The following is a 25,192-nucleotide window of genomic DNA, read 5'->3' as shown; positions in this document are numbered from 1 at the left end:
GCAGCCCCGAGCAGCGCTCCGGCTTCTCCATCGGCAGCCGGCTCACCTCCGGTGACCTCGCCGCCCTGCCCGGCGGCCACAGCCTCGTCGTCGGGCCGACGCACCTCCCTCCTGCAGTCGGTGCACCACGACGGCGTTCGGAGGACGCGCATCGCGCTGAAGACGCGAGAACCACTCACGTGGGCGCACGGTGGCGACTCCCCGGACAGCCGCCCCCGTGGCGGGTGCGGACAGCGGCTGGCAGTGGCGCTGACATGACATGCATCGCGACGGGGAGCCGTACCCCGACGACGGTCTGCACCGGCATCGCAAACGCCCGCGCGCACCTGAGGACCGGCACTTGGCCGGCAAGGACGCGGCGCTCATCCTGGATGCGCATTTCGCACGGGCCTCTGCCCTGCCCAGTGAATTGGCCGATGCCTTCCACGACGTCCACATCCCGATCCACCACAACGAGCACATCGCCGCGGCGGCTCAGCGGGCGGACCGAGAACGCGTTCGTCGAGCGGGTCGCTGGCTGGTCCGACACGGGACCGATCGATGCTCGGTCACCGTTGGGCTGGCCCTGGTCGCCGCTGTGGGAACGGCTGACGACATCCCGTTGATTCAAACGATCGGGCTGCTGTCCGACCGCTTCGGGCCACTGGCGGCGCACGCTTTCGAGAGTCAGCCCGGAGGAGTCGAAGCCCTGCTCTGGCTTGCGGAGCGAGTCACCGGCTGGGGGCGCGTCCATGTCGTTGAAGCTCTCTGCAGACTCGACGACCCAGCTGCTCGACCATGGCTGCTTCGGAGGGCGTGCGACGGAGACTTCCTCAACGGATACTTCGCCGGCAAGGTCGCCACGGTCGCCAGGCTCCATGATGCGCTCGCAGCCCTCGACACTGACAGCGAGATGGTCGACCACGTCGGTCGGCTGCTCCATCTGATGAGCGACTGCGGGGGGATGGGTCTCACCCTCGCTGACTACCCCCATTCGGGAGTGGTTCTGGAAGCTCATGCTCGCCATGTGGGTTCCCTCAGCCCGACCATCGAGCGCTACTTCACGGTCGCATTGCTCGCTCAGCACCTGACTACGCAGCCTCCCCAGGCCGCGGGGTGCACCATGGCTCAGCAGCGAACACTGCGGGTGGCGTACCTCGAAATCCTCGACCGAGAAGAGTGGACCCGGACCGCGCGCGCCGGCTTCGAGGCGGATGACCACCGGATGCGGTGGCTCGCCGATCACAGGGCGCCACAGCTGAGGCTGCGTGCGTTCCCCCATCGAGAGCCGGATGCCGAGGAATAGCGCACGTCAGGACCAAGTGATCTCTGCCAGTACGGTCCTGAACGACGTGTGAGGAAGGGTGCCGGCCACGAGCCGGCACCCTTTCTCGTGTGCGCGAACCACACGGTTCGGCTTGAAACGATCACCGGTTAGGCTCTGCGACGCACGACAAGTGCGGACAGCAGGGGGAAACATGGCAGGTGACGGGGCCGGGGCGGCCGACAGCCCGAATGTGGGCGCTCAGGTGGCGACCGCGCTGATCCTCGGAGGCCTGTTGGCCGGGAGCTTCTGGTACATGGCGAAGACCTCGCCGCAGAGTGCCGCCGCGGAGAGGCCGGCCGTCTGCACGGCGGCGACCGGGACCATGCCGGCACGGTACGTGTCGGGGACGCGGCTGTGCGAGGTGCTCAACCGCCCGGACCTGCCGACGCTGCTCGGCACGCCCGGGGAGCAGGCGAGCACGGCCTGGGGCAGCGACGGGTGGACGGGCGGGGACGACAAGAGCCCTTCGCCCGAGGGGAACGTGACCCTGCCGACGTACTCGGTGAAGCTCGCGGTCTCGTACGACAGGTTCCCGGTCGCCCAGTTGGGAAGGCTCCTGGGGAACACGGCGGAGCCGACGAAGGTGCTGGGGCGCCAGGCCGTCTTCTACTCGGACCGCACCCTCGCGTTCACCGTTCCGCTCGGCGACGGCGGCAAGGCCGAGACACGTACCGGCGGCATCGCCCGCCATCTGCTGGTCGCCAAGGACACCAAGGACGGCGGCGGTTCCTACGAGATCATCATCTGGCGCTACGACCAGGCGATGCCCGACGACGCGGCCCTGCTACGGATCGCCGAACGCGTGCTGCCGACGGTCCCGGGCTGGGCGGGACGCTGAGAAACTGCGGGGCGACCCGGAGCGGTCGGGAGGGACCGGTTCCTGGAGTGGGCGGCACTGGACCGGGCGGCCCTGGTGCCGCCGGGGGAAGCGAGCCTGGACAGGCGGCCGGCTCGGAGGGACCGGCCGGTGCAGTCGGCCGGTCCCTCTTCGGCGCTCCGCTCAGACCCGCCGCTCGCCCATCACGGCGCCGAAGTCACCGGGATCCGTGTCGAAGGCGTGGGGGAGGGGGCGGAAGGTCCAGCCCTCCGCGCCGTCGCGGACGAACTCGACGACCGTCGCCGCGGTCGCGTCCGCCACTGAGGAGAGGTCGTCGTTCAGGAGGTCCGTGTAGCCCTCGCGGACCCGGACGCCGCGGCCGGCCACCTGGCCGAAGGTGAGCCGCCCACCGCTCTGCTGTATGGCGACTCCCACCACCACGCGCGCGTACCGCGTCGCGAGCCGCGTCAGCTCCAGGGTCATCGCCTCGTCGTAGCCGAAGCCCTGCCCCGTACGGCTGTCGCGATGGAGGGTGATGGTGCCGTCGGGAGAACGGCTGTCGAAGTGCACCAGATAGGCCGGGGGACCGTAGGGGGCGTCCTCCGTGTAGACCCCCGCGACGATGTCCAGGTCGTGCGCGGGAGCGCCGGCCGGACTGGGGTCCCACTTGAGCGTCACCTCGACCTTGCCGACCCCCTTGTTGAGTCCGCTCATCGCGAATCCCCTCTCTCTGCACAGTTCCTGACGAGTCGTTCATGGTGTCATGTGATCAACATGTCATCGGAGGAGGGGGGCCGCGGTATGTGGGGCGGGGAAGAGCTGGATCTGGACGCATATCTGGCGCGGATCGGGTATTCGGGGGCGCCCGCGCCCGATCTGGCCACCTTGCGCGCCCTGCATCGGGCGCACGTGGCGACGATCCCCTTCGAGAACCTGGACGTGGCGCTGGGGCGGCGGGTCTCCCTCGGTGTCAAGGATCTTGAGGCCAAGCTCGTCGCCCGGCGGCGCGGCGGCTACTGCTACGAACAGAACGGCCTGCTGGCCGCCGCCCTGGAACGGATCGGCTTCCAGGTGGCGGGGCGCGGTGCCCGGAACCGGACGCGGGGTGACGCGCTGACGCCGATCACCCACGCGATGCTCGTCGTCACGGTCGGCGGCGAACAGTGGCTGGCGGACGCGGGGTTCGGATGGCAGGGGCCGCTGGAACCGGTGCCGCTCGCCGACGGCACGCGCGTGGAGCAGGACGGCTGGGTCTTCGGGGTCGGGATCGAGGCGGAAGGCGTCCATGTTCTGCGCTCGCTTCGCCCGGAGGGGTGGACCGATCTGTACTCGTTCGCCCCGCACACGCTGTACCCCGTCGACTTCGAGCTCATGAACCACTACAGCTCCAGCCATCCCCGCTCGCGCTTCCTCGGGCAGGTGGTGGCCCACCTGCCCGGCGCCGAGGTGCGCAGGGCGCTGGTCCGCGACGGTCTGACCTCGATGCGCACGGACCGGGCGCCCGAAGAACGCCGCGTGGGGCCGGACGAGTTGGTCGGCACCCTCGCCGAGCTCTTCGGAATCGAACTGGACGACGAGGAGGCCGCGGGTCTCGTCCAGGTGCACTCCGGAGAGATCTGACGGCGCGTCGCTCCGCCCCGTACCATGGCGCGGTGCTGGTCAAGTGGATTCGCTGCACCGTGGTGGACCGTCGAGGGTTCGAGCGGGGGCAGCGGAAGTGGGCGGGGCTGCTCGGAGAGCCGGGATTCCGGGGGCAGGGTGGGGGATGGAGCCGGCGGCGGCCGGATGTCGCCCACGTCTTCGCGTTCTGGGAGAGCCGGGCGTTCTACGACTCCTTCATGGCCCGGTCCCACGACCGGCTGGCGGCCGCGCAGGTGGGGACGCATCGGAACCTCCAGGTCAAGCTCTTCGACCACCGCTTCGACGTGAAGACGGGCTTCGAGCCGCGCTTCGCCGACGCCGACGTGGCCCGGGTCGCGCACTGCCGCGTGCGCGAGGAGCGTGTGGAGCACTTCGCCCTGATGCAGGAGAAGGTGTGGAACCCGGCGATGGCCGGGTCCCCCGGCATGCTCCGGGGGATGTTCGGCGAGGCGCCCGAACACGAGTTCCTGGTCCTGTCGATGTGGAACTCGGCGGCGGAGCACGGCAAGTACCGGGTGGAGCGGGTGGAGCGCCTCGGCCTGCGGGCTCAGACCGAGGCGGACGTGGCCGCGATGACGGGCGACGTGGTCCAGCTCGAACCGACGTGGACCGTGTAGGACGCGAGACGGCCTTCGGACCGGCGTCTGCCGGCGCCTGCTGTCGCCGGTGGGCGTCCGCCGTCGCCCTGTTCGCCGGGGCCCGGCCGGTGATCAGACGTCCGGGCCGTTCGGCGCTTCCGCTGTCGACGCCGCGTCCTCCGGGGTGAACGCACCGGCCTCCACGGCCGCCAGAACTGTCCGCGCCGCCTGGTCCGCGACGGCGGCGTCGACCGGTTCGCGGGTGACGAAGAGGCGGAGGAAGAGGGGCGCGGAGACCGCGCGCACCACCGCACCCGCATCCGTGCCTGCCGGGGCCTCGCCGCGGGCAACGGCCCGGTCGACCACGCTCTCGCAGCGCCGGAAGCGCTGCTCGTAGAAGGCCCGCAGCGATTCGGCGGCCCGTGGGGCCTGGAACGCGGCGGCCACGAAGGCCGTCGGCGCGGCGGCCTGTGCCGGGTCGGCGAAGGCGTCGGCCACCTCGTGGGCGAGGGCGCGCAGATCGCCGGCGAGACTCCCGGTGTCCGGGGCGGTCCAGGCGTCCTCGCCCGCGAGGGCGAGCGCGTCCGCCACCATGCCCTCGACTCCGCCCCAGCGTCGGTAGAGCGTCGTCTTGTGAACTCCTGAGTGCTCCGCCACGTACTCGACCGTGAGCGCCGGGTAGCCGTGCTCGGCGAGTCCCGTCAGGACGGCGTCGCGGACGGCGGCGCGGGTGCGGGCGGTACGGCCTCCGGGGCGCCGGCTGCCGGGGGCGGGAGCGGTCCGATCCTCGCTCGACGCGCGCTCTGTCTCATTCAATGACAACTCCAGTTGCGTTAGTGGGTCGAGTCTGCCACACTCTCACGTAATGCGACGAACGTTGCGTTAGTCGATCCCCGCTTCTTTGGCCCTGGAGGCGCCCCTTGCCCACGCAGATCTCGCTTCACGACGTGACCGTGACCCGCGGCGAAAGGCTGCTGCTCGATCAGGTCTCGCTCACCGTGCGCCCCGGCGAGCGGATCGGGATCGTGGGAGAGAACGGCGCGGGCAAGTCCACCCTCCTCCGGATACTCGCGGGGCTCGACACGCCCGACTCCGGCGAGCTCGTCACCGTCGCCGACGGCGGCGCGCGCCTGCTCGCCCAGACGCCCGAACTGCCCGCCCACGCCACCGTCGCCGAGACGATCGACGCCGCCCTCGCCGAGCTGCGCGCCATGGAGCGGCGCCTGCGTGCCCTGGAGCCGGAGCTCGGCACGGCGGGCCAGCGGACGCTCGACGAGTACGGGGAGCTGCTCACGGCCTTCGAGCTGCGCGGCGGATACGAGGCGGACGCGCGCGTCGACAAGGCGATGCACGGACTGGGGATCGCCCACATCGGACGTGAGCGACGGCTCGGCAGCCTCTCCGGCGGTGAGCAGGCCCGCCTCGGCATCGCCTGCACGCTCGCCGCAGCGCCCGAGGTGCTCTTCCTCGACGAGCCGACCAACCACCTCGACGCCCAGGCCCTCGACTGGCTGGAGGACGCCCTCCTCGCCCACCGAGGCACGGTCGTGGCCGTTTCCCACGACCGGGTCTTCCTGGAACGGGTGGTCACCGCGATCCTGGAGGTCGACGCCGACCGCCGCGCGATCGTGCGGTACGGCGACGGCTACGCGGGCTTCCGTGCCGAGCGGGCCGCCGCCCGTCGGCGGTGGGAGCAGGCCCACGAGGAATGGCGCGCCGAGATCGCCCGCCTGGAGGAGTACGGGCGGACCACCGCGCTCGGTGTCGCCGCCGGACGGGCCATCAAGGACAACAACAAGATGGCCTACGACCGCGCCGCGGGCCGGGTGCAGGCCTCCGTCTCCGGACGGGTGCGCAGCGCCCGGGAACGCCTGCGCCGGCTGAATGAGGACGCCGTGCCCGAGCCGCCCGAGCCGCTCGCCTTCACCGCTCGGCCCGTCGCGGGACGTGCGGAGGGCGAACTGATCGCACTGGACGGCGTACGGGTCGCCGACCGGCTCGCCGTCGACGAGCTGACCGTCCGCGCGGGCGAGCGGCTGCTCGTCCACGGCGGCAACGGCGCCGGCAAGTCCACGCTGCTCCGCGTCATGACAGGGCTTGTCGAGCCGGACGCCGGACGCGTGGTGCGGCGCGGACGGATCGGATTCCTCGCCCAGGAGATACCGGCCGGGCGCCCGGCCCAGCGGGTCCTCTCCGCCTTCGGGGACGGCCTCGCCCTCACCGACGACGAGCAGGCCGAACTGCTCCTCTCGTACGGACTGTTCCGGCCCGCCGACCTGACCGTGCCGGTGGGGAGCCTCTCCGCCGGGCAGCGCCGCCGGCTCGCGCTCGCCCGCCTGCTCGCCCGGCCCGCCGACCTGCTGCTCCTCGACGAGCCGGCCAACCACCTGGCCCTCGGACTGGTCGAGGAGCTGGAGCAGGCACTGGAGCAGTGGCAGGGGGCCGTGGTCGTCGTCTCCCACGACCGGGAGCTGCGCCGCAGGTTCACCGGCCGCATACGGCGGATGGACTCCGGACGCCTTCTCGACTGAGCCGTCCGGCAGAGGGCCGACTAGGGTCGTCGCATGGCACGACCGCGGCGCATCGTTCTCGTTCGGCACGGAGAGTCCGAGGGCAATGTCGATGACACGGTGTACGAGCGGGAGCCCGACCACGCGCTCCGGCTCACCGCGACCGGATGGCGCCAGGCGGAGGAGACGGGGGAGCGGCTGCGGGAGCTCTTCGGGGAGGAGCAGGTCAGCGTCTACGTCTCGCCGTACCGCCGCACGCACGAGACACTCCGTGCCTTCCGGCTCGACCCCCGTCGCGTCCGCGTGAGGGAGGAGCCCCGGCTGCGCGAGCAGGACTGGGGGAACTGGCAGGAGCGGGAGGACGTGCGCCTCCAGAAGGCGTACCGGGACGCGTACGGACATTTCTTCTACCGCTTCGCCCAGGGCGAGTCGGGGGCAGACGTGTACGACCGGGTCGGGGCCTTCCTGGAGAGCCTCTACCGGAGCTTCGAGGCACCCGACCACCCGCCCAACGTCCTGCTCGTCACCCACGGGCTGACCATGCGCCTGTTTTGCATGCGCTGGTTCCACTGGACGGTCGCCGAATTCGAGTCCCTGTCCAACCCCGGCAACGCGGAGACCCGGATGCTGCTGCTCGGTGAGGACGGGAAGTACCGGCTCGACCGGCCCTTCGAACGCTGGCGTACCCCGGAACCGTACGGCCCCACCGGATAGAGTGGCAGGGCGATGACCGCTGACTCCTCTCTCGACCGGCGCTTCGACCGCGCCCTGGCCAGCCTGCGCGGGCTGGCCGTGGGAGACGCCCTGGGCTCCCAGTACTTCGTCCCCGCCAACTACCCCTTGCTGAAGCGGCACGAGCCGCCCACCGGTCCCTGGCAGTGGACCGACGACACGGAGATGGCCTGTTCGGTCCTCGCCGTGCTCGTCTCCCACGGCCGGATCGACCAGGACGCGCTCGCCGAGTCCTTCGCCCGCCACCACGACTTCGACCGCGGCTACGGCCCCGCCGTCAACCGGATGCTCCGGCTCATCCGGGAGGGCGGGGACTGGCGGCGGCTCGCGGCCGAGCTCTTCAACGGGCAGGGCTCGTGGGGCAACGGCGCCGCCATGCGGATCGCGCCCCTCGGCGCCTGGTACGCCGACGACCCCGAACAGGCGACCCACCAGGCCGAGATCTCCGCGTACACCACCCACCAGCACCGCGAGGCCGTCGTCGGCGCGATGGCCGTCGCCGCCGCTGCCGCGCTCGCCGCCGACCCGGCAGGGCCGCCCACGCCGGAGGCACTGCTCGACGGAGTCGTCGCGCTGGTGCCGCGCAGCGCGGTGGGGGCCGGGCTGCGCCGGGCCCGTGACATGCTCGACTACGGCGACGCCGGGACGGTCGCGGCGGTCCTCGGCAGCGGCCGGCGCACCAGCGCGCACGACACCGTGCCGTTCGCGCTCTGGTCCGCGGCACGGGCCCTCGGCGACTACGAGCGCATGTTCTGGACCACCGCGGGTGTGGGCGGTGACGTGGACACCACGTGCGCCATCGCCGGTGGCGTCGTCGCGGCAGGTGCGGTGGGCGCCCCGCCGGCCGCGTGGCTGGAGCAGACCGAGGAGCTGCCCGACTGGGTCCCCGAGGGGGTCCGCTCCTAGGTGTCGGCCGGGGGACGTCCGCGCCCGGGGTCCGTCCGTCGCAGGGGCAGGCCGAGTGTCACGGTCCTGCCACAGCTGCGACCGGGCCGGTTCACCCGGGCGTACCGCGGTTAGAGTCGGCCACTCCGCAGCGCTGATCATGACAACAGCGTGCCGACGAGACACCCGGAACCGCCGCCTTCGGCCGTAAGGCCGCGCGGACCGGGCCGGGAGGGGGTCCCGTGACCGACACACCATCCGCAGAGCCGCCGAAGGACAGCCCGCCGCCAAAGGACAGCCCGCCGCCGACGGACGGCGTCGAGCCCAAGGCCACGGCGAGCGACGCCGCGGGCAGCTCCACGAGCGAGCAGGCCTCCGGCACCACGAGCGAGAAGGCCGCACCGTCGCAGCAGCCTCCGGCCGTGGCCGCGGCTCCCACCGCGGCGCCGACCGGTGCCGGACAGCCGACCGCCGCGTACGGCGGCGCCGTGCCGACCGCCGCCGTACCGGCCGGTCCCGTTGGCGCCGTCGGTGGCCGGCCCGGACCCGGTGGGCCGGTGCCCGGCCCGTACGGGCCGGGGGCCTATCCGCCCTACCAGGCCTGGGGGCCGCCGCGGAAGCCGGCGCCCAGCAAGCTGCGGCCCGCCGAGCCGGCTCGCCCGACCGTCGCCACGCTGTGGGCGATCCTGGCCACCGCGCTGTTCGCGTCGCTCTTCCTCGGTGCCGGCGCCGGCGTGAACCTGCTGCTCGTAGCCGTGCCCGCGACCCTGGCCGGGGCCTTCGCCGCCCGCGCGGCCGGCCGCCGGCTGCGCCCCTGGACGCTGGTCTGGGCCATCGGCGGCGCGGCCCTGCTCGTCGTACCCGCGCTGAGCGACGCGGGCTGGCCGACGTTCCTCGCGATCGTCGCCGCCCTGGGGCTCACCGGCTTCGCCCTGCACGGCGGCCGCGGCTGGCCGAGCATGCTGCTCGGACCGGTCGGCCTGTTCGACTCCGTGGGCACCGGCATGGTGTGGACGTGGCGCGGCGCGCGTGAGCGCGCGAGCGGTTCACAGGGCCGCTTGGTGCCGGTGCTGCGCACCGTCCTGATCGCCCTCGGCCTGCTGGTCGTCTTCGGCGCGCTGTTCGCCGGGGCGGACGCCGCCTTCGCCGATCTGCTCGGTTCGCTCATGCCGGACATCTCGCTGGTACAGGCGCCCTGGCGGATCCTCTGCTTCATCCTCGGCCTGTTCGGTGCCCTCGCCGTCGCCCGCACCGGCGCGGCCCCGCTGCGCTGGGACCGGCTGACCTTCAGCCCCGGCCGGGCCCGCGGCCGGTTCGAGTGGGCGCTCCCGCTGATCGTCCTGAACCTGCTCTTCGCGGCCTTCAACGCGATCCAGCTCGCCGTGCTCTTCGGCGGCTACGACAAGGTCCTGCGCGAGACCGGGCTCACCTACTCCGAGTACGCGCGCCAGGGCTTCTGGCAGCTGCTCTGGGCCACCCTGCTCACCCTCGGCGTGATCGGTCTGGCCCTGCGCTGGGCACCGCGGAACGGCGCCGGCGACCGGCGGCTGGTCCGCGGCGTGCTCGGCACCCTGTGCGTCCTCACCCTCGTCGTGGTGGCTTCTGCGCTGCGCAGGATGGACCTGTACGTGGACGCGTACGGGCTCACCCGGCTGCGGATCTCCGTCGCCGCCATGGAGATCTGGCTCGGTGTAGCGATCCTGCTGATCATGGCCGCGGGGATCTGGGGCGCCCGGATGCTGCCCCGCGCCCTCGCGGTGAGCGCCGCCGGTTTTGTCCTCGCCTTCGGCGTGATACGCCCGGACGCCGTCATCGCGCAGCAGAACGTGGAGCGTTACGAGCGGCTCGACAAGATCGACGTGCGCTACCTGCGCGGCCTCTCCGCCGACGCCGCACCGGCGCTCGACCGGCTGCCCGAGCCGCTGCGTTCCTGCGCCCTCCGGGACATCGCGGACGAGCTCCAGGACGCCGAGGAGAAGAGCTGGTACGAGACGAGCCTGTCCGAGGCCCGGGCCAGGGACATCCTGGCCGAGCGCGGCGTGAGGCGTTCGGCCGCGTGCGGCGGCGCCACCCGCGACGAGCAGTACGACCCGGATGCAGACCCGTACGACGACCCGTACGCCCCCTGATCCGTCCCTCGCGCAGCGGACGGTGTGCCTCCCTCCCCGTACGGGAAGGGAGGCACACCGTCCGCGTGTGTCCGGCGTCAGGCGACCGGCCCGGCGGCCTCCGCCTTGCCGCTGAGGGCCTCCAGGTCGCTCTTGCGGACCCGGATCACGGTCACGGCCGTGACCAGCGCGATCAGGGCCATGGCGACGGCGGCGGTGAACGCGCTGGAGATTCCGGCCGCCAGCACGTCGTGGGACCAGGGCGCCGGCAGCTGCTGCTCCTTGAGGAACGCCGCCTTCTGTTCCGGGGTCGCGTGGGCGAGGAAGTCCGGGACCTGCTGCTTCCCCTCGTTCCTGCTCGCCGTGCCGAAGACGGTGACCAGGATCGACAGGCCCAGCGAACCGCCCACCTGCTGGGTGGCGTTGAGCAGACCCGACGCCGCGCCGGCCTCGTGCTGGGCGACCCCGGACACCGCGGTCAGCGTGAGGGTCACGAAGTTGAGGCCCATGCCGAAGCCGAAGGTGACCATCGGGCCGAGAACGCCGCTCAGATAGGAGCTGTCCGGCTCGATGAAGGTCAGCCAGAACAGGCCGGTGCCGCTGAGCGCCGCCCCGGTCACCATGAACGGCTTCGGGCCGAGAACGGGCAGCAGTCGCTGGGCGAGTCCGGCACCCACACCGATGGCGAGCGTGACCGGCAGGAAGGCGAGGCCGGCGCGGATCGGGGTGTAGCCGAGCACGTTCTGCACGAACAGGACGATGAAGAAGAACATGCCGAACATGGCGGCGGCCAGGCTGAGCATGATCACGTACGTGCCCGAGCGGTTGCGGTCGGCGAACATCCGCAGCGGCGTGATGGGTTCGCGCGCCCGCGACTCGACGACGGCGAAGGCCGCGAGCAGGATCACCGCGGCGATGAACGACCCGATGGTCAGCGAGTCCTTCCAGCCCTCTTCCGAGGCGCGGATGAACCCGTAGACCAGGGCGGCCATGCCGAGGGTGGAGGTCAGCGCGCCGGCGAGGTCGAAGCGGCCCGGGTGGCGCTCGGACTCGCTGATGAAACGGGGCGTCAGGAAGGCGATGACCAGGCCGATCGGGACGTTCACGAAGAGCACCCAGCGCCAGTCGAGCCACTCGGTGAGCATGCCGCCCGCGAGCAGGCCGATCGCGCCGCCACCTGCGGAGACCGCCGCGAAGACGCCGAACGCGCGGTTGCGCTCGGGGCCTTCGGGGAACGTCGTGGTGATCAGGGCGAGCGAGGTGGGCGAGGCTATCGCGCCGCCGGCGCCCTGGAGGGCGCGCGCGGCGAGGAGTTGCCACGGCTCCTGCGCGAATCCGCCCAGCAGGGAGGCGGCGGTGAAGAGCAGGATGCCGGTCAGGAACACCCGGCGGCGCCCGAGGATGTCGCCCGCCCGCCCGCCGAGCAGCAGCAGACCGCCGAAGGTGAGGGTGTACGCGCTGAGCACCCAGGACAGGTCGGTGGTCGAGAAGGAGAGCGCCTCCTGGATGTGCGGAAGCGCGATGTTCACGATCGTGGCGTCAAGAACGACCATCAACTGGCAGGCGGCGATGACGGCGAGGGCGATTCCCGGCCGATTCGGGTACCGGGCGGTGCCTGGATCGGTCTGGGTGTCCACCGGCGATGTTGTCACTGTGCATCCCCCACGGAAGAATTTAGTGAACGCACTCGTTCACTGTCGCCCACGGTAGTGACTCCCCCTCAAGGAACGCAACCGTTCACTGAGCACTGCCGGGCGATCCGATCGGTATCAACAGAGAGGTTCTGATGGGTACTTCGCACTCCGAGGCCGCCGCTCGGCCACGCGGGGCGACGCCGCGACGGCGTGGGCCGGTACTGGAACGCGCCATTCTGGAAGCCGCTCTGGAGCAGCTCGGCACCGTCGGCTGGAACGGCCTGACCATGGAGGGTGTCGCGGTCGGCGCACAGACCGGCAAGGCCGCCGTGTACCGCCGGTGGCCGTCGAAGGAAGACCTGGTCGCGGACGCGCTCAGAACGGGGCTCCCCGACCTCGACGAGACGCCGGACCACGGCGGTGTGCGCGAGGACCTGTACGAGCTGTGCCGCCGGGTGCGGGCGGCGATGTACTCGAAGCCCGGCTACGCCCTGCGGGCCGTCCTTCACGAATGCGACAGCGAGTCCGCCGAACGCTTCCAGGAGCTGATCCTCAGCGGGGTGATCGAGCCCTCCCAGCGGCTGCTGCGCGCCGTGGTGGAGCGCGGCATCGCCAGGGGTGAGGTGCGCGAGGACGCGGCTCACGAGGCGGTCTACGACGTGGTCCCGGCGATGATGATGTACCGGGCCAAGGTGTGCGGCAGCGAATGGACCGACGCCGAGATCGCCGAGATGATCGACCTGGTGATGGTGCCCCTGTTGCGGCGCTAGCGGGCGGTCCGGCGGGTCGCGCGGCGGGCGGGTCGCGCGGCCGGGCAGGTGGCCGGGAGGAGCGCGAACGGAGGGCGTTTCGGCCTGGAGTGGATCATCACGTGGAATCCGGGTACCGAGGGAGGCGCCAGGCGGCGTAACCTGAGGGCGCCATGCCGTACGAACCACCCACCCACAGTGTCGAGCGCTCGATCCGAGCCACCACCGGCGCCAAGATCATCGCCGGGATCGACGAGGTCGGACGCGGGGCATGGGCCGGTCCCGTCACGGTGTGCGCCGCCGTCACCGGCCTGCGCCGCCCGCCCGTCGGGCTCACCGACTCCAAGCTGATCACGCCGAAGCGGCGCACGGTGCTCGCCGCGGAACTGGAGCAGTGGGTCACGGCGTACGCGTTGGGCGACGCCTCGCCCGCCGAGATAGACGAGCTCGGCATGACCGCCGCGCTGCGACTGGCCGCGATCCGCGCCCTGGAGGGCCTGCCGGTCCGCCCCGACGCCGTGATCCTCGACGGCAAGCACGACTACCTGGGCAGCCCCTGGCGGGTCCGTACGGTGATCAAGGGCGACCAGTCCTGTGTCGCCGTCGCCGCCGCCTCCGTGCTCGCCAAGGTCCGGCGCGACACCCTGATGGCCGAGCTGGAGGCCGAGGCGTACGCCGCGTACGGCTTCGCGGCCAACGCGGGCTACCCTTCGCCGGTCCACAAGGCGGCGCTCGAAGAGCTGGGGCCCACTCCCCACCACCGGCTCTCCTGGGCGTATCTCGACGCGATGCCCCGCTGGCGGCATCTGAAGAAGATCCGCATCTCCGCCGAGGCGGCCGCACTGGAAAGCGGGGGCCAACTCGGCTTCGACTTCTGACTTCCGGCTCCTGGATTCTCCGGGGATCCCCTTGGGAACCTTTCGGCAGAGCCCCTTTCAGCAGCCGGGGCACACCTGTGTGTGCCCACCCGCCGGAGCCCCGCGCGACGGCGTTTGATAGACATCCACTCATGCCTCTCATCCCCGAGGAGCCTCAGATTCACGAGAGTGCCCAGGGTCCCCGCGCGACCGCGGCCGCCGGCCGCCCCGTGCCGACCCCTCGACCCGTACCCGGCCCGCGTTCCGCGGCCTCTCCGCGTCCCGGGCGTCCGGGCCCCGGTCCGGCCAGGCCCGCACCGCCGGTGCCGCGCCCGCCCGCTGCCGGACCGGCCCCCGCCGATCGCGCGGAGAATCGTTCCGACGAGCGGACCGGACCGCAGATCCAGCTGATCCCCGCCCCCGCCGACGGTGCGATCGACGCCGCCGAGGAGGCAGTCGACCTGCTCCTGGAGTCCGGCCGCGCCCCCGGCGACGTCCTCGTGCTCACCACCGGTGAGCAGCACCCGTGGGCGGCGCACGAGCTGTCCTTCGGCGAGGCCGCCTACTGGGCGCAGCACGACGCCCGCGAGGACGTGTTCTTCGCGGACGCCGCCACCTTGTCCCGGGCCGCCGACCGACCCGTGGTGGTCGTCGCGATCAACGGCGGCTCCGACGAGGACGTCGCGCGCCGACTGCCCGAGGCGATCGCGCGGGCGACCGCCCTGCTGATCGTCTGCGGCGACCCGAAGCACGCCGACGCCGGGCTCGGCGCCGGCGTCTGACCTCGCCCGTCCACGCCCCGGCCGCCCGAGCGGGTGGCCGGGCGGACGCGCGCGGAGGGCGGCCGCTCCGGGCGCTTCGCCCTGGCGGATCGCTTCAGGCGAGCGCTCGGGACGACGGCGACGGGTCGCCCCGTAAGGCGGCCGTCGTCTCGGGCCCGTAGGTCCGTGCCGGCGCGCGGGTCGACTGCCCCCAGGCGGTCGCCGCGGTCCGGATCATGAGCCGGCGGCCACGTCCGTCGCTTCGTGCTTCCCGTGGCCGCGTCGCCCGTCGAGCGGTCCGCGCTTCCCCTGGCCGACGTCCGCTCAGCGGGCGGCGGCCCGGCGCAGGGGCTCGGGCGCCCCGCTCGCGATCCGCGGCACCAGCCGGTCGAGGGCGGAGTCCTCGCCCAGGGGTGTCGGAGGCGAGTCGGAACTGGGGCTGCGCCCGCCCCGGCCCTCACCGAGCACCTGCCAGCCGCCTCCGGTCAGCGTGATGTACGCGCCGCAGCGCAGCCCGTGGAGCGTGCAGGCGTCCCGCAACCCCCACATCCAGGCCCCGTCCTCCTCGGTCCAGCGCTCGTCGCCCTCGCGGCAGTAGAGCAGGACGGCCGTACGTACGGGCACTCGCCGACGCAGGTCGTGCGGGATGACCCGGCGCAGGTGGGCGAGGAGCGCGTTGCGGAACTCCCAGCCGTCCGCCGGCGTCGGCCGACGGGTGAAGGAGGCGCTGGCGATGAGCCGTTCCTCATGGTCGAGAACGGCGACCACCGCCATCGAGGGCGTGGGCATGTGACGGGAGTGCAGGCCGCTGACGACTTCACGCGGACTGCGCAGCAGCGGGATCCCGGCCGCGGCCCACTCGGCCGGTTCGAGCATCCGAGCGAGGCGGCTGGCCGACCCGGACGACGATGCGGCAGGAGCGGCTGAGGACGGAGCGAATCCGAGGGTCACGATCCTCCCTTCGGAGACGCGCCCGCTCCGCGGGCAGGGTCGAGTGAGGGCGCACCACGGCATGGTCCAACCGGACCGCGTTCGGGCCGTGCGGGGCGGATTCCCAATTCTTCCTGGCCCGTGCGCAGGCGGCAACGAGCAATTGAGGCCGCTGACTGGAATCAACCGGTATGACTCTCATATCCCTGCCCAGTTACCTGTTGTTCACTCGCCGTTTCACGCTTGGACGGCGAGTACCAGCGGAAACACTCCCTCAGCTCCCGCCCTTCGCAGCAGCCTCGCCGCCACTGCCAACGTCCAGCCGCTGTCCGCGAGATCGTCCACCAGCAGGACCGGGCCTCCCGCCGAGGCCAGACGCTCCGTCAGCGCCTCGGGGACGACCAGGGCCCGCTGCAGCCCGACCACCCGCTGCGCGCTGTTCGTCCGGGAGATCCGCAGGTCCGCCGCCTCCGGCGCGTACTCCACCGAACCGAGCAGCGGCATCCGCCCGATCTCGGCGATCCGGTGGCCGAGCGAGCCCACGAGCCGCGGCTTGCCGTACGAGGCGACCGTCACCACACCGGCCGGCCGGGGCGGGGCACCGGCCGCGCCCGAGGCCCACCCCCCCGGCCCCTTCGCCCAGTCGGCGAGCACCCGCACCACCGCCTGGACGACGTCGTCCGGCACCTCGCCGTCCGGAGCGGAGTCGGCGAGCATCGGGCGCAGGCGATTGCCCCAGCCGATGTCCGAGAGCCGTCCCAGCGCACGACCCGCGTAGGCCTGCTCGGCGGCCGGGATACGCCCTTTCAGATCCACGCCCACGGCGGCGAGTCCGGTCGGCCACATCTTGCGCGGCTCCACCTCCACGCCCGCCCGGCCCAGCTCGCCGCGGGCGGTGTCGAGCGCCGCGTCCGAGACCTTCGGGTCGAACCTGACGCCCGCGCAGTTGTCGCACCGGCCGCAGGGGGCCGCGGCCTCGTCGTCCAGCTGACGGCGCAGGAACTCCATCCGGCAGCCGTCCGTCGCCGCGTACTCCCGCATGGCCTGCTGCTCGGCCTCCCGCTGCCGGGCCACCCATGCGTACCGCTCCGTGTCGTAGACCCACGGCCGGCCGGTGCTCTCCCAGCCGCCCTTGACCCGCTTGACGGCCCCGTCCACGTCGAGGACCTTCAGCATCGTCTCCAGCCGCGTCCTGCGCAGTTCGACCAGGGGTTCGAGGGCGGGCAGCGACAGTGGGCGGCCCGCCTGGGCGAGGACGTCCAGGGTGCGCCGCACCTGCTCCTCCGGCGGGAAGGCCACCGACGCGAAGTACTGCCAGATCGCCTCGTCCTCCTTGCCGGGCAGCAGGAGCACCTCCGCGTGCTCCACACCGCGCCCGGCCCGGCCCACCTGCTGGTAGTAGGCGATGGGGGAGGAGGGGGACCCGAGGTGCACGACGAAGCCCAGGTCGGGCTTGTCGAAGCCCATGCCGAGCGCCGAGGTCGCCACGAGCGCCTTGACCCGGTTGGCCAGCAGATCGTCCTCGGCCTGCTGCCGGTCGGCGTTCTCCGTCCGGCCCGTGTACGAGGCGACCGTGTACCCGCACTGGCGCAGATGGGCCGTCACCTCCTCGGCCGCCGCCACCGTCAGCGTGTAGACGATCCCGGAGCCGGGCAGCTCGCCCAGGTGGTCCGCCAGCCAGGCGAGCCGGTGGGCCGCGTCCGGCAGCCGCACCACGCCCAGGCTGAGGCTCTCGCGGTCCAGCGGCCCGCGCAGCACCAGCGCGTCCGTGTCCGTGCCGGTCCCCAACTGTTCGGCGACGTCCGCGGTCACCCGGGCATTGGCCGTGGCCGTCGTCGCGAGCACCGGCACCCCGCTCGGCAGGTCCGCGAGCATCGTGCGCAGTCGCCGGTAGTCGGGCCGGAAGTCGTGCCCCCAGTCGGAGATGCAGTGCGCCTCGTCGACGACGAGCAGACCCGTCGCCGCCGCGAGGCGGGGCAGCACCTGATCGCGGAAGTCGGGGTTGTTGAGCCGTTCGGGACTGACGAGCAGCACGTCGACCTCGCCGGCCGCCACCTCCTCCTGGACGGTGTCCCACTCCTCGGTGTTCGACGAGTTGATCGTGCGCGCGCGGATGCCCGCGCGCGCGGCCGCGTCCACCTGATTGCGCATCAGCGCGAGCAGCGGTGAGACGATGACCGTCGGGCCCGCGCCACGCTCGCGCAGCAGCGAGGTCGCGACGAAGTACACCGCCGACTTGCCCCAGCCGGTCCGCTGCACGACCAGCGCCCGGCGTCTGTCCGCGACCAGCGCCTCGATGGCGCGCCACTGGTCCTCGCGCAGTCTCGCGGCACCCGTCGGGTCCGAGACGAGACGGGCGAGCACGGCGTCGGCGGCCGCGCGCAGGGCTGCGCGGTCCTCGGGGCGGTCTGCGTTGGTCATGCCCCCATGCAACCTGATCGGTCCGACAATGCGCGAACGGGCCGCCAAGCCTGTGGACAACTTCCGCGACCTCCTGCCCGGAGTTATCCACAGGGGTTTCGCGATCGGCGGTGGTCGCGGGACCGTCGTGACCATGAACGCGAACCACCACGAATCACACGGACTGTCCACGAGCCGGCAGATCACCCTGCGCGGACCGGCCGAGCTGGCCGACGCGCTGCCGTTCATGCTCGGCTTCCATCCCAGCGACTCCGTCGTCCTCGTCGCGCTGCACGGCGAGCGCGGACGATTCGGCGGCCGGGTCAGGGTCGGCATCCCCCGCTCTCCGCGCGAATGGTCCGCCACCGCCGACTACCTGGCCGAATGCCTCGTCGAGGGCTGCGGCCGCCGCGGCGACCGACCCGATGCCATCGTCGCCTTCCTCTGCCAGGAACCCGCGCCGGGCGAGACAGGCCGACGGGTGACGGAGCGCCTGCGCCCCCTCGCCCAACGCCTGCGCACCGCCTGCGGCGCGCTCGACGTCCCCGTCCTCGAAGCCCTCTGCATCTCCGACGGTCTCTATTTCTCCTACTGCTGCCCCGACACCCGCTGCTGCCCGCCCGACGGCACACCACTGGCCCTCTCCGGTACGTCGGTGATGGCGGCCTCCGCCGCCTACGCCGGCATCCAGGTGCGGGGCACGCTCAAGGACATGGAGGCCCGGCTGAAGCCGCGGGGAACGGACGGCGACGCGGTGCAGCGCGCCGCCCTGAACGAAGCCGCGACGGTCATCGTGCCCCGCCTCCTCGACACGCCGGCGAGCGGCCTGGGACGGCAGGAGACCCGCGAGACCACCCTGGCCGTCGTCCGCAGCCTCATCGACCGCTTCTCACGACCGCCGGAGTGCCCGGCGACGGACGCCGAGGCGGCGAGGAGCGCGATTCCGGCCGGTCTTCCGCTCCTCGCCGGCGGAGCGGCGACGGGCACCGCGACGGCCGACGCCCGCGACGACGAACTCCTCACACCCGACGAGGCCGCCACGGTCATCCTCGGCCTGCAGGACCGCGACACCCGCGACCGGGCCGCCGAATGGATGGAAGGCCCGGAGGCCCTCCCGGCACTACGGCTCTGGCGAGCCCTGTCCCGCCGCTGCGTCGCCCCGTACGAGGAGTACGCGGCGGCCCCGCTGACGCTCGCCGGCTGGGTCGCCTGGTCCACCGGCGACGAACCCTCCGCCCGTGTCGCCCTCGGTCTCGCCCTGGAGGCCGACCCCGAGTACCTCTTCGCCCGACTGCTCCACCAGGCGTGCAACGAGGGGCTGGACCCGGAGTCGTTGCGCGACTGTCTGCGCAAGGAAAGGGACGCACGCGGCGCGGCCGAGACCGCACCGGGGCAGGGGGCCCACGCTCCGGGCCCGACGGCCGACGGACCAGACCTCGCCCGCGTTCCCGACGGTCCCACCCGCGCGCGACAGCAGGCCCGCCAGGCGGCCCGCCGTACCACCCGCCAGGCCGGCCGGCGCGCCAACGGCGCGGGCCGGGGGCCCGCACGGGCGGCGGCCACCCGACGCCGCGACGAGGAACCCAGGCCGCCGAGGACCGGAGCGGTCCGCCCGACACGGACGCGGACGCGGACGCGGCGGCGTGGCGCGAGGAGCGGGGAATGAGGAGCGCCGACGCCGCGCCGGGCACGCTGCCCTGCCCGCGCGATATCCGCCTCGGGAAATCCGGGAGCCCTCGCGCGGTCCGCCTCGGGAACTCCGGGAGCCCTCGCACGGTCGCGCCGGGTTCCGCCTCGGCGGGCCGTGGCGAGGAGCGGCGAGCGGGTCGGGAGACCGTCGACGTGAAAGCGCCTCCTCCGCCCTCGGGCCCGATCATGCTCGGGACGGGCGGGACCCGGCGGTCAGGGGCATCACCGGCCGTGACCCCGCGGCCCATGGGCGCGTTCAGGTCTGTGGCGGTCCCGCAGGGGCCGTGCCGCCGATCCACGGACGGACCCGCGGACCGCCGGAGCCGCACGCGCGGTCCCGACAGCGGTCACCCACGGGGCCGGCCGAGTCGCCCGGACCGCACAGAGAGCGCCGCACTTCCGTCATGGCCCCCAGCCCCGCCCAGGCCCCCGGACACCTCACCCGCAACGGAGCTCCGCCACCGGTGCCGGGAGCCGGGGCGGTCCGCCCCGGCGATCTCCCCACCGTGCACGACATGCTCCTCGGCGTCGCCCTCCCCGCCCTCGTCCTCAGCCCCCGGCACGGACAGCTCACCGGAGTCGGTGTCGAAGGGGTCTTCCTCGCCGGACGCAGACTTCTCTCCCGCTGCGTGCTGCGGGTCGCCGGCCGCGAGCCCGTCCCGCTCCGGAGCCGGTCGACCGCCGCGGACCGTGCCGACTTCCTCGGCGCCATGCGTGCGCCCGGGGACACCGGCCCGGATCCAGGCCTCGTCGTCGAACGGTCGCGCGAGGCCGACGGGACCGAGCGGATCACCCTGCGCAGTTCCGTCGCCCGGCCGCTGCGGCTCCCGGTGGAGCTCGCTCTGGGCACGGATCTCGCGGACCTGGGACCGGTGGCGGCCGGGCGGCCCGGGACGGAGCTCACCGCGAGCGTCCACGGCACCGGGCTCCGCTGGACCGCCGACGACGGCGCCGCCGTCACCGTCTCGGTGGACCCTCCGCCCAGCGACGCACTGGCGGCGGCCGGACTCCTCCGCTGGGAGGCCGAACTGTCCCCGGGGGGATGCTTCGTCCTCACCCTCCGGATCCGCGGGGAGCGCTCCGGGCGGCGGCCGCTCGGAGCGAGCAACGGGCGCCCCGGCGGGCACGTCGTCGCCGACGCCGTCGCCGAGGGGGAGGACCTGCGGCCAGGACCGCTGCTGCGCGCCTCCGTCGCCGATCTGCGCGCCCTCCTCCAGCGCGACCCCACGCACCCCGCCGACGTGTATCTCGCCGCCGGAGTGCCCTGGCGCACGGGACCCGTCACCGCCGAGGCGCTCTGGGCCGCCCGCATGGCCCTCCCCCTCGGTACCCGGCTCGCCGCGACCACCCTGCGGGCCCTCGCCCGTACCCAACACGGGGGACCGGGACCCGAGGCCGGGCGGATTCCCGGGCCGCTCAGGGACGCGGGCCCCCACCTTCCGCCCCGGTGCACCGGCGTCGAGGCCACCCTCGCCTTCCCCGTCGTCCTCGCCGAGGCCCGCCGCTGGGGGCTGCCCGAGCAGGACCTGGCCGAACTGCTCCCCGCCGCGGAGCGGTGCCTCGACTGGCTGCGCGGGGCCGTCGACGACAACGGGTTCGTGCCGGACCCGTGGCCCGCCGGGCCGGCACGGGCCGAGACGCAGGCGCACGCCCACCGGGCGGCCGTGCTCGGCGCCGATCTGCTCGACGCCTGCGGGCGGCCGGGCGGGGAGGCGTGGCGGGACTGGGCCCAGGCGCTGCGCGAACGGTTCCGCAGCAGGTTCTGGCTCGACGACCCCTCCGGCGGTCGGCCCGTGCTGGCCCGCACGGCGGACGGCAGGCCGCTGCCCCACCTGGGCGGCTGGGCGGCCCACCTCCTCGACACCGGGCTGACCGCTGCCGGGCGTCACGCGCCGGGACTGCTGCACAAGGCCCAGACCGAGCGTCTGGCCAGGCTGCTGGCCGCTCCGGGGCTCGACTCCGGCTGGGGCCTGCGCGGCCTGGGAGAGAAGGAGCCCGGGTACAACCCGTTCGGGCACCGGTCCGGGGCGGTCCGCGTGCACGAGACGGCCGTCGCGGTCGCCGGCCTCGCCGTGGCGGGCCACGAGAGCGAGGCGGCGGCGCTGCTGCGCGGAGTGCTCGACGCCGCCGAGGCCTTCGCGCACCGGCTGCCCGAGATGTACGCGGGGGAGCGGCGGACGGTCGGCGCCCTGCCGGTGCCGCACCCGGCGGCCTGCCGGCCTGCGGCGGTGGCCGCCGCGGCCGGCGTGCAGTTGCTGACCGCGGTTCTCGGTGTCCGGCCTGACGCCCCCGGTCGCACGGTGGCGCTGCACCCGCTGCCGTCGGCCCCGCTCGGCGAGGTGCGCCTGTCCGGGTTGCGGGTCGCCGGCGAGCCGTTCGCGGCACGCGTCGGGCGGCTCGGACTCGGCATGGTCGAGGAGGCAGCACCCGGCCTTCAGCTGGGGGTCTGACCCGGCCGACGGCGTTTCCGCGGCGGAAGGCGAGCCGGAGCGGAAGAAGAGGGGGACGGGGAGGGGCGGGGCGGAGAAGAAGTGGTCCGGATCCTTCCGGCAGACGTGTTTATCGTCAGGAAGACGACTATGATCGCGGGCATGTCTCCCTACGACCCGTCGGCCTTTCCGCCCTTCGCTGTCACCGTCGATCTGGTCGTGCTCACCGTGCGGCGCCATGCCCTGTGCGCCCTGGTCGTGAAACGGGGGGAGGCCCCGTTCAAGGGCCGCTGGGCGTTGCCGGGCGGCTTCGTCCGGGCCGACGAGGACCTCGACACCGCCGCCGCGCGCGAACTGGTCGAGGAGACGGGACTCTGCGTCCACGACCGGGGTGCCCCGGAGCTCGTGGACGGCAACGGCGCGCACCTGGAGCAGCTGGCGACCTACGGGGCGCCCGACCGGGACCCGCGCATGCGCGTGGTCAGCGTGGCCCACCTCGCGCTCGCCCCCGACCTGCCCGCTCCCCGGGCCGGCGGCGATGCCAACAGCGCGCGCTGGGCGCCCGTGGAGGAGCTCCTGGGGCAGGACGCGGCGGCGGAGGGTGAGCCGCCGGCGCCGCTCGCCTTCGACCACGCCAGGATCCTGGGCGACGGGGTGGAGCGCGCCCGCTCCAAGATCGAGTACTCCTCCCTGGCCACGGCCTTCTGCCCGCCCGAGTTCACGGTCGGCGAGCTCCGCCGCGTCTACGAGGCCGTGTGGGGCGTGGCCCTGGATCCGCGCAACTTCCACCGCAAGGTGACCGGCACGCCGGGCTTCCTCGTGCCGGCGGGCGGCACCACGACCCGTCAGGGCGGGCGCCCTGCCCAGCTGTTCCGCGCTGGCGGGGCAACGCTGCTGAACCCGCCGATGCTCCGCCCGGAGGTCTGACGGGCGATCGTCCGGCGACCCCGAGCCACCAACCATGCACCAAAAGTCCGAAATGTAGCGTTATCTTGCTGGAACAGCCGCCCTGCCGCGGAGCGGTCTCACCTACCCGCGAGAGAAGCGATGCTCCAGGCCATCGGACTCACCAGCACCCCCCGCCGGGACCTTCCGCCCGCCGTGGACGACCTTTCCTTCGAGGCCCGGCCGGGCACCGTCACCGCCCTGCTCGGGCCCGTCGGCGCCGGCAAGACCACCGCCCTGAGGCTCATGCTGCAGCTCGAACCGGGCCGTGGCGTCACCTACTTCCGGGGCCGGCCCCTGCACCGCGTCGCCCACCCCGCCCGCGAGGTCGGCGTCCTCCTCGGCGACGTACCCGGCCACCCCTCCCGCACCCTGCGCAGCCAGTTGCGCATGCTCTGCGCCGCCGCCGGCGTCTCCGGCACCCGGGCCGACGACATGCTCCAGGCGGTGGGGCTCACCGGAGCGCACGACCAGCGCATCGGCACCCTGCCCCGCGGCATGGACCGCCGACTCGGCCTTGCCTCCGCCCTGTTGGGCGACCCGCACACCCTCCTCCTCGACGAACCGGGCGCCGGACTCTCCGTACGCGAGAGCGCCTGGCTCCACGAACTCCTGCGCGCCCACGCCGACGAGGGCGGCACCGTCCTCTACACCACGGCCGATCCCAAGGACGCCGCCCGCAACGCCGACCGGGTCGTCACCCTCGACGGCGGGCGGCTCGCCGCCGACCAGGACGCCGCCGACTTCACCCGCACCCGGCTGCGCCCCCGGGTCTCCGTGCGCACCCCGCACGCCGCCCGGCTCGCCGCGGTCCTCGCCCAGGAGTCGCGTGCCGCCCGCCGCCCTGTGCAGGTGGTGACGGAGGGCGGCAACCGCCTCTCCGTGTACGGGAGCGACTGCGCGACCGTCGGCGAGAGCGCCTTCCGCAACGGCGTGCTCATCCACCGACTCGCCGACGAGATCGGTACCGCGGGCGACACGGGCGCCGCGGGAGGCGGTCGTACGCGTCCCGCCGGCCCGGCGACGGACCGGCCCGGTCCCGCCGCGGCGGCACCCGGAGCACCCGCCTCCGAGCACGCGGCCGGCCCCCGGGCGGAGAAGCGGCCGGAAGGGGAGGCGGCGGCCGGAAGGAAGCCGGCGGGGGACGGGCGGAAGCCGGCCTGGAAGGGGTGGCGGGGGAACAGGCGGGCCGGAAGAGGCGGCGCCGACACGGCCGAGGCCCCCGGAGTCACGTCACCCGACGTCGGAGCCGCGTCCCTCGACGTCCGAGCGGCATCCCCCGGCATCGGAGCGGCGTCTCCCGGTGACCGAGCCGCCCCCGGGCGCCCGGCTCCCCGGCCCCCTCGCTCCCGCCGCGGTCCGTACCGGTCCCCGCTCCGCCCGCTGCGCTACGAGATCCGCCGGCTTCTCGGCGTGCCGTCCACACCGCTCGTCGCCGTGGGCGTCCTGCTCGTGTCCGTGACGCTCGCCGTGCTGCTCGCTCGCGGCGGGCGGGCCCCCCTGCCCGCCCTCCTGGCGGGCTGGCCGGGGATCTCCCCGCTGCCGCCCGCCGCCCTCGGGGCCGGGCTCCTCGGCGCCTTCTCCTTCGGTGAGGAGTACCGCTACCCCGCCCTGACCACGGGGCGCGGCGCCGTGCCCCGCCGCCTCGGCCTGCTGCTCGCCAAGCTCGCGGTCGCCGCGGCCGTAGGGGCGGTCCTCGCGGTGCTCGTCGTCGTGGTCGACCTGGAGGCCCTGCGTCTCGTCTACGGCGGTGAGTTGATCCCCGTGCCGAGGAACTGGCCCACCTTGTGTGCGAATTGGTTCGGCCTGGTGGTCGGGTGCGCCTGGGCCGGGGTGCTCGGTGCGGGGGTCTTCCGGGCGGCGGCCGCCGGAGTCGCCGCGGTCCTCGCCGTACCGGTGCTCTTCGCGCCGCCGCTGCAGCGCCTCCTGGCCGGAGCGCCCCGTCGCACCGTCACCGGGCTTCCGACCCGGCTGCGCGAGTTCGCCCGCGCCGAGTGGGCGTCGGCCGCCGACCGGTGGCTGATGGGGGCGCTGCGGGTGGTCGGACAGCCCGTGGGAGTGGCTCTGACCTTGACGTTGACGGTCCTGCTCTGTGCCTATGTGCTCACCGGCCGCCACAGCAGGGCCCGTTGGTGATCACGATTGGATCAGAAGGTTCCGTTTCGCGGACAACTCCCATAAAAAATGCCCCTTATGTCCGATTAATCGTCAATTGTGTAGG

At 73.5% G+C, this 25,192-nt stretch carries 20 protein-coding genes; 15 read left to right on the top strand and 5 right to left on the bottom strand.

Annotation, left to right across the window (positions count from 1 at the left end; genetic code table 11):
* The first annotated feature begins 340 nt into the window (after positions 1 to 340).
* Together AB0M16_RS09890 and AB0M16_RS09885 are read left to right on the top strand one after the other, a co-directional pair.
* On the top strand, positions 341 to 1,285 hold the full coding sequence (locus AB0M16_RS09890; protein ID WP_365340745.1) for a hypothetical protein: 945 nt from the start codon (positions 341 to 343) through the stop codon (positions 1,283 to 1,285).
* Between the two features lie 172 nt (positions 1,286 to 1,457).
* Positions 1,458 to 2,144, top strand: coding sequence for a DUF6215 domain-containing protein (locus AB0M16_RS09885; RefSeq protein WP_365340743.1), 687 nt, complete (start codon positions 1,458 to 1,460; stop codon positions 2,142 to 2,144).
* Between the two features lie 162 nt (positions 2,145 to 2,306).
* Here AB0M16_RS09885 and AB0M16_RS09880 read toward each other — a convergent pair whose 3' ends face one another.
* On the bottom strand, positions 2,307 to 2,837 hold the full coding sequence (locus AB0M16_RS09880) for a TerD family protein (protein WP_365340741.1): 531 nt from the start codon (positions 2,835 to 2,837) through the stop codon (positions 2,307 to 2,309).
* Between the two features lie 87 nt (positions 2,838 to 2,924).
* Here AB0M16_RS09880 and AB0M16_RS09875 point away from each other — a divergent pair, with 87 nt between their 5' ends.
* Both AB0M16_RS09875 and AB0M16_RS09870 read left to right on the top strand, forming a co-directional pair.
* Positions 2,925 to 3,743 carry an arylamine N-acetyltransferase gene (locus tag AB0M16_RS09875; protein WP_365340739.1) on the top strand — a complete coding sequence of 273 codons (819 nt, stop codon included), beginning with the start codon at positions 2,925 to 2,927 and terminating at the stop codon, positions 3,741 to 3,743.
* A 32-nt stretch (positions 3,744 to 3,775) separates the two neighbouring features.
* Positions 3,776 to 4,381, top strand: coding sequence for a YdbC family protein (locus AB0M16_RS09870; RefSeq protein WP_365340737.1), 606 nt, complete (start codon positions 3,776 to 3,778; stop codon positions 4,379 to 4,381).
* Positions 4,382 to 4,474: 93 nt separating this feature from the next.
* On the opposite strand, the gene AB0M16_RS09865 is transcribed toward AB0M16_RS09870, so the two are convergent.
* The gene (locus AB0M16_RS09865) at positions 4,475 to 5,158 is read right to left on the bottom strand and encodes a TetR/AcrR family transcriptional regulator C-terminal ligand-binding domain-containing protein (protein ID WP_365340735.1); all 684 of its coding nucleotides are present in this window, start codon (positions 5,156 to 5,158) and stop codon (positions 4,475 to 4,477) included.
* Between the two features lie 104 nt (positions 5,159 to 5,262).
* On the opposite strand from AB0M16_RS09865, the gene abc-f reads away from it, so the two are divergent.
* The 4 genes from abc-f (at position 5,263) to AB0M16_RS09845 (ending at position 10,598) form a co-directional block, all read left to right on the top strand.
* Positions 5,263 to 6,873 (top strand): ribosomal protection-like ABC-F family protein, encoded by a 1,611-nt coding sequence (gene abc-f, locus AB0M16_RS09860; RefSeq protein WP_365340733.1) that lies wholly within the window; start codon positions 5,263 to 5,265, stop codon positions 6,871 to 6,873.
* Positions 6,874 to 6,906: 33 nt separating this feature from the next.
* On the top strand, positions 6,907 to 7,566 hold the full coding sequence (locus AB0M16_RS09855; RefSeq protein ID WP_365340731.1) for a phosphoglycerate mutase family protein: 660 nt from the start codon (positions 6,907 to 6,909) through the stop codon (positions 7,564 to 7,566).
* Positions 7,567 to 7,578: 12 nt separating this feature from the next.
* Positions 7,579 to 8,490 carry an ADP-ribosylglycohydrolase family protein gene (locus tag AB0M16_RS09850; protein WP_365340729.1) on the top strand — a complete coding sequence of 304 codons (912 nt, stop codon included), beginning with the start codon at positions 7,579 to 7,581 and terminating at the stop codon, positions 8,488 to 8,490.
* A 221-nt stretch (positions 8,491 to 8,711) separates the two neighbouring features.
* Positions 8,712 to 10,598, top strand: coding sequence for a DUF4173 domain-containing protein (locus AB0M16_RS09845; protein WP_365340727.1), 1,887 nt, complete (start codon positions 8,712 to 8,714; stop codon positions 10,596 to 10,598).
* 77 nt (positions 10,599 to 10,675) lie between these two features.
* Here the strand turns inward: AB0M16_RS09845 and AB0M16_RS09840 are convergent, their stop codons facing one another.
* Positions 10,676 to 12,229, bottom strand: a complete 1,554-nt coding sequence (locus tag AB0M16_RS09840) for an MFS transporter (protein ID WP_365340725.1) — start codon at positions 12,227 to 12,229, stop codon at positions 10,676 to 10,678.
* A gap of 134 nt (positions 12,230 to 12,363) precedes the next feature.
* Here AB0M16_RS09840 and AB0M16_RS09835 point away from each other — a divergent pair, with 134 nt between their 5' ends.
* The 3 genes from AB0M16_RS09835 (at position 12,364) to AB0M16_RS09825 (ending at position 14,599) form a co-directional block, all read left to right on the top strand.
* Entirely contained in the window at positions 12,364 to 12,981 is a 618-nt protein-coding gene (locus AB0M16_RS09835; RefSeq protein ID WP_365340723.1) for a TetR/AcrR family transcriptional regulator, read from the top strand.
* 152 nt (positions 12,982 to 13,133) lie between these two features.
* Positions 13,134 to 13,838 carry a ribonuclease HII gene (locus tag AB0M16_RS09830; protein WP_365340721.1) on the top strand — a complete coding sequence of 235 codons (705 nt, stop codon included), beginning with the start codon at positions 13,134 to 13,136 and terminating at the stop codon, positions 13,836 to 13,838.
* Positions 13,839 to 13,969: 131 nt separating this feature from the next.
* Positions 13,970 to 14,599, top strand: coding sequence for a hypothetical protein (locus tag AB0M16_RS09825; protein WP_365340719.1), 630 nt, complete (start codon positions 13,970 to 13,972; stop codon positions 14,597 to 14,599).
* A 303-nt stretch (positions 14,600 to 14,902) separates the two neighbouring features.
* Here the strand turns inward: AB0M16_RS09825 and AB0M16_RS09820 are convergent, their stop codons facing one another.
* Both AB0M16_RS09820 and AB0M16_RS09815 read right to left on the bottom strand, forming a co-directional pair.
* A complete protein-coding gene (locus tag AB0M16_RS09820) occupies positions 14,903 to 15,529 on the bottom strand; it encodes a hypothetical protein (RefSeq protein ID WP_365340717.1) in 627 nt (208 codons plus the stop codon).
* A 216-nt stretch (positions 15,530 to 15,745) separates the two neighbouring features.
* The gene (locus AB0M16_RS09815) at positions 15,746 to 17,929 is read right to left on the bottom strand and encodes a RecQ family ATP-dependent DNA helicase (protein ID WP_365340715.1); all 2,184 of its coding nucleotides are present in this window, start codon (positions 17,927 to 17,929) and stop codon (positions 15,746 to 15,748) included.
* Between the two features lie 133 nt (positions 17,930 to 18,062).
* Between AB0M16_RS09815 and AB0M16_RS09810 the strand changes: the two genes are divergently transcribed.
* From AB0M16_RS09810 to AB0M16_RS09795, 4 genes are all read left to right on the top strand, one after another.
* A complete protein-coding gene (locus tag AB0M16_RS09810; protein ID WP_365340713.1) occupies positions 18,063 to 19,574 on the top strand; it encodes a DUF4192 domain-containing protein in 1,512 nt (503 codons plus the stop codon).
* A 538-nt stretch (positions 19,575 to 20,112) separates the two neighbouring features.
* Complete coding sequence (locus AB0M16_RS09805) at positions 20,113 to 22,047, top strand: glycogen debranching N-terminal domain-containing protein (protein ID WP_365340772.1); 1,935 nt, start codon at positions 20,113 to 20,115, stop codon at positions 22,045 to 22,047.
* Between the two features lie 141 nt (positions 22,048 to 22,188).
* A complete protein-coding gene (locus tag AB0M16_RS09800; RefSeq protein WP_365340711.1) occupies positions 22,189 to 22,953 on the top strand; it encodes an NUDIX domain-containing protein in 765 nt (254 codons plus the stop codon).
* Between the two features lie 120 nt (positions 22,954 to 23,073).
* The gene (locus AB0M16_RS09795; protein WP_365340709.1) at positions 23,074 to 25,107 is read left to right on the top strand and encodes an ABC transporter ATP-binding protein; all 2,034 of its coding nucleotides are present in this window, start codon (positions 23,074 to 23,076) and stop codon (positions 25,105 to 25,107) included.
* Positions 25,108 to 25,192 lie beyond the last annotated feature (85 nt).

Origin of the sequence: Streptomyces sp. NPDC051921 (assembly GCF_040680975.1) — a bacterium.
In the GTDB taxonomy this organism is placed as follows: Bacteria; Actinomycetota; Actinomycetes; order Streptomycetales; family Streptomycetaceae; genus Streptomyces.
This window is presented reverse-complemented; position numbering and strand designations above follow the sequence as displayed.

Coding starts and splice junctions, on each gene's coding strand:
- AB0M16_RS09885 (WP_365340743.1), top strand. CDS start 1,458: ATGGCAGGTGACGGGGCCGGGGCGGCCGACAGCCCGAATGTGGGCGCT.
- AB0M16_RS09880 (WP_365340741.1), bottom strand. CDS start 2,837: ATGAGCGGACTCAACAAGGGGGTCGGCAAGGTCGAGGTGACGCTCAAG.
- AB0M16_RS09875 (WP_365340739.1), top strand. CDS start 2,925: ATGTGGGGCGGGGAAGAGCTGGATCTGGACGCATATCTGGCGCGGATC.
- AB0M16_RS09855 (WP_365340731.1), top strand. CDS start 6,907: ATGGCACGACCGCGGCGCATCGTTCTCGTTCGGCACGGAGAGTCCGAG.
- AB0M16_RS09850 (WP_365340729.1), top strand. CDS start 7,579: ATGACCGCTGACTCCTCTCTCGACCGGCGCTTCGACCGCGCCCTGGCC.
- AB0M16_RS09835 (WP_365340723.1), top strand. CDS start 12,364: ATGGGTACTTCGCACTCCGAGGCCGCCGCTCGGCCACGCGGGGCGACG.
- AB0M16_RS09830 (WP_365340721.1), top strand. CDS start 13,134: ATGCCGTACGAACCACCCACCCACAGTGTCGAGCGCTCGATCCGAGCC.
- AB0M16_RS09825 (WP_365340719.1), top strand. CDS start 13,970: ATGCCTCTCATCCCCGAGGAGCCTCAGATTCACGAGAGTGCCCAGGGT.
- AB0M16_RS09815 (WP_365340715.1), bottom strand. CDS start 17,929: ATGACCAACGCAGACCGCCCCGAGGACCGCGCAGCCCTGCGCGCGGCC.
- AB0M16_RS09810 (WP_365340713.1), top strand. CDS start 18,063: ATGAACGCGAACCACCACGAATCACACGGACTGTCCACGAGCCGGCAG.
- AB0M16_RS09805 (WP_365340772.1), top strand. CDS start 20,113: ATGCTCCTCGGCGTCGCCCTCCCCGCCCTCGTCCTCAGCCCCCGGCAC.
- AB0M16_RS09800 (WP_365340711.1), top strand. CDS start 22,189: ATGTCTCCCTACGACCCGTCGGCCTTTCCGCCCTTCGCTGTCACCGTC.
- AB0M16_RS09795 (WP_365340709.1), top strand. CDS start 23,074: ATGCTCCAGGCCATCGGACTCACCAGCACCCCCCGCCGGGACCTTCCG.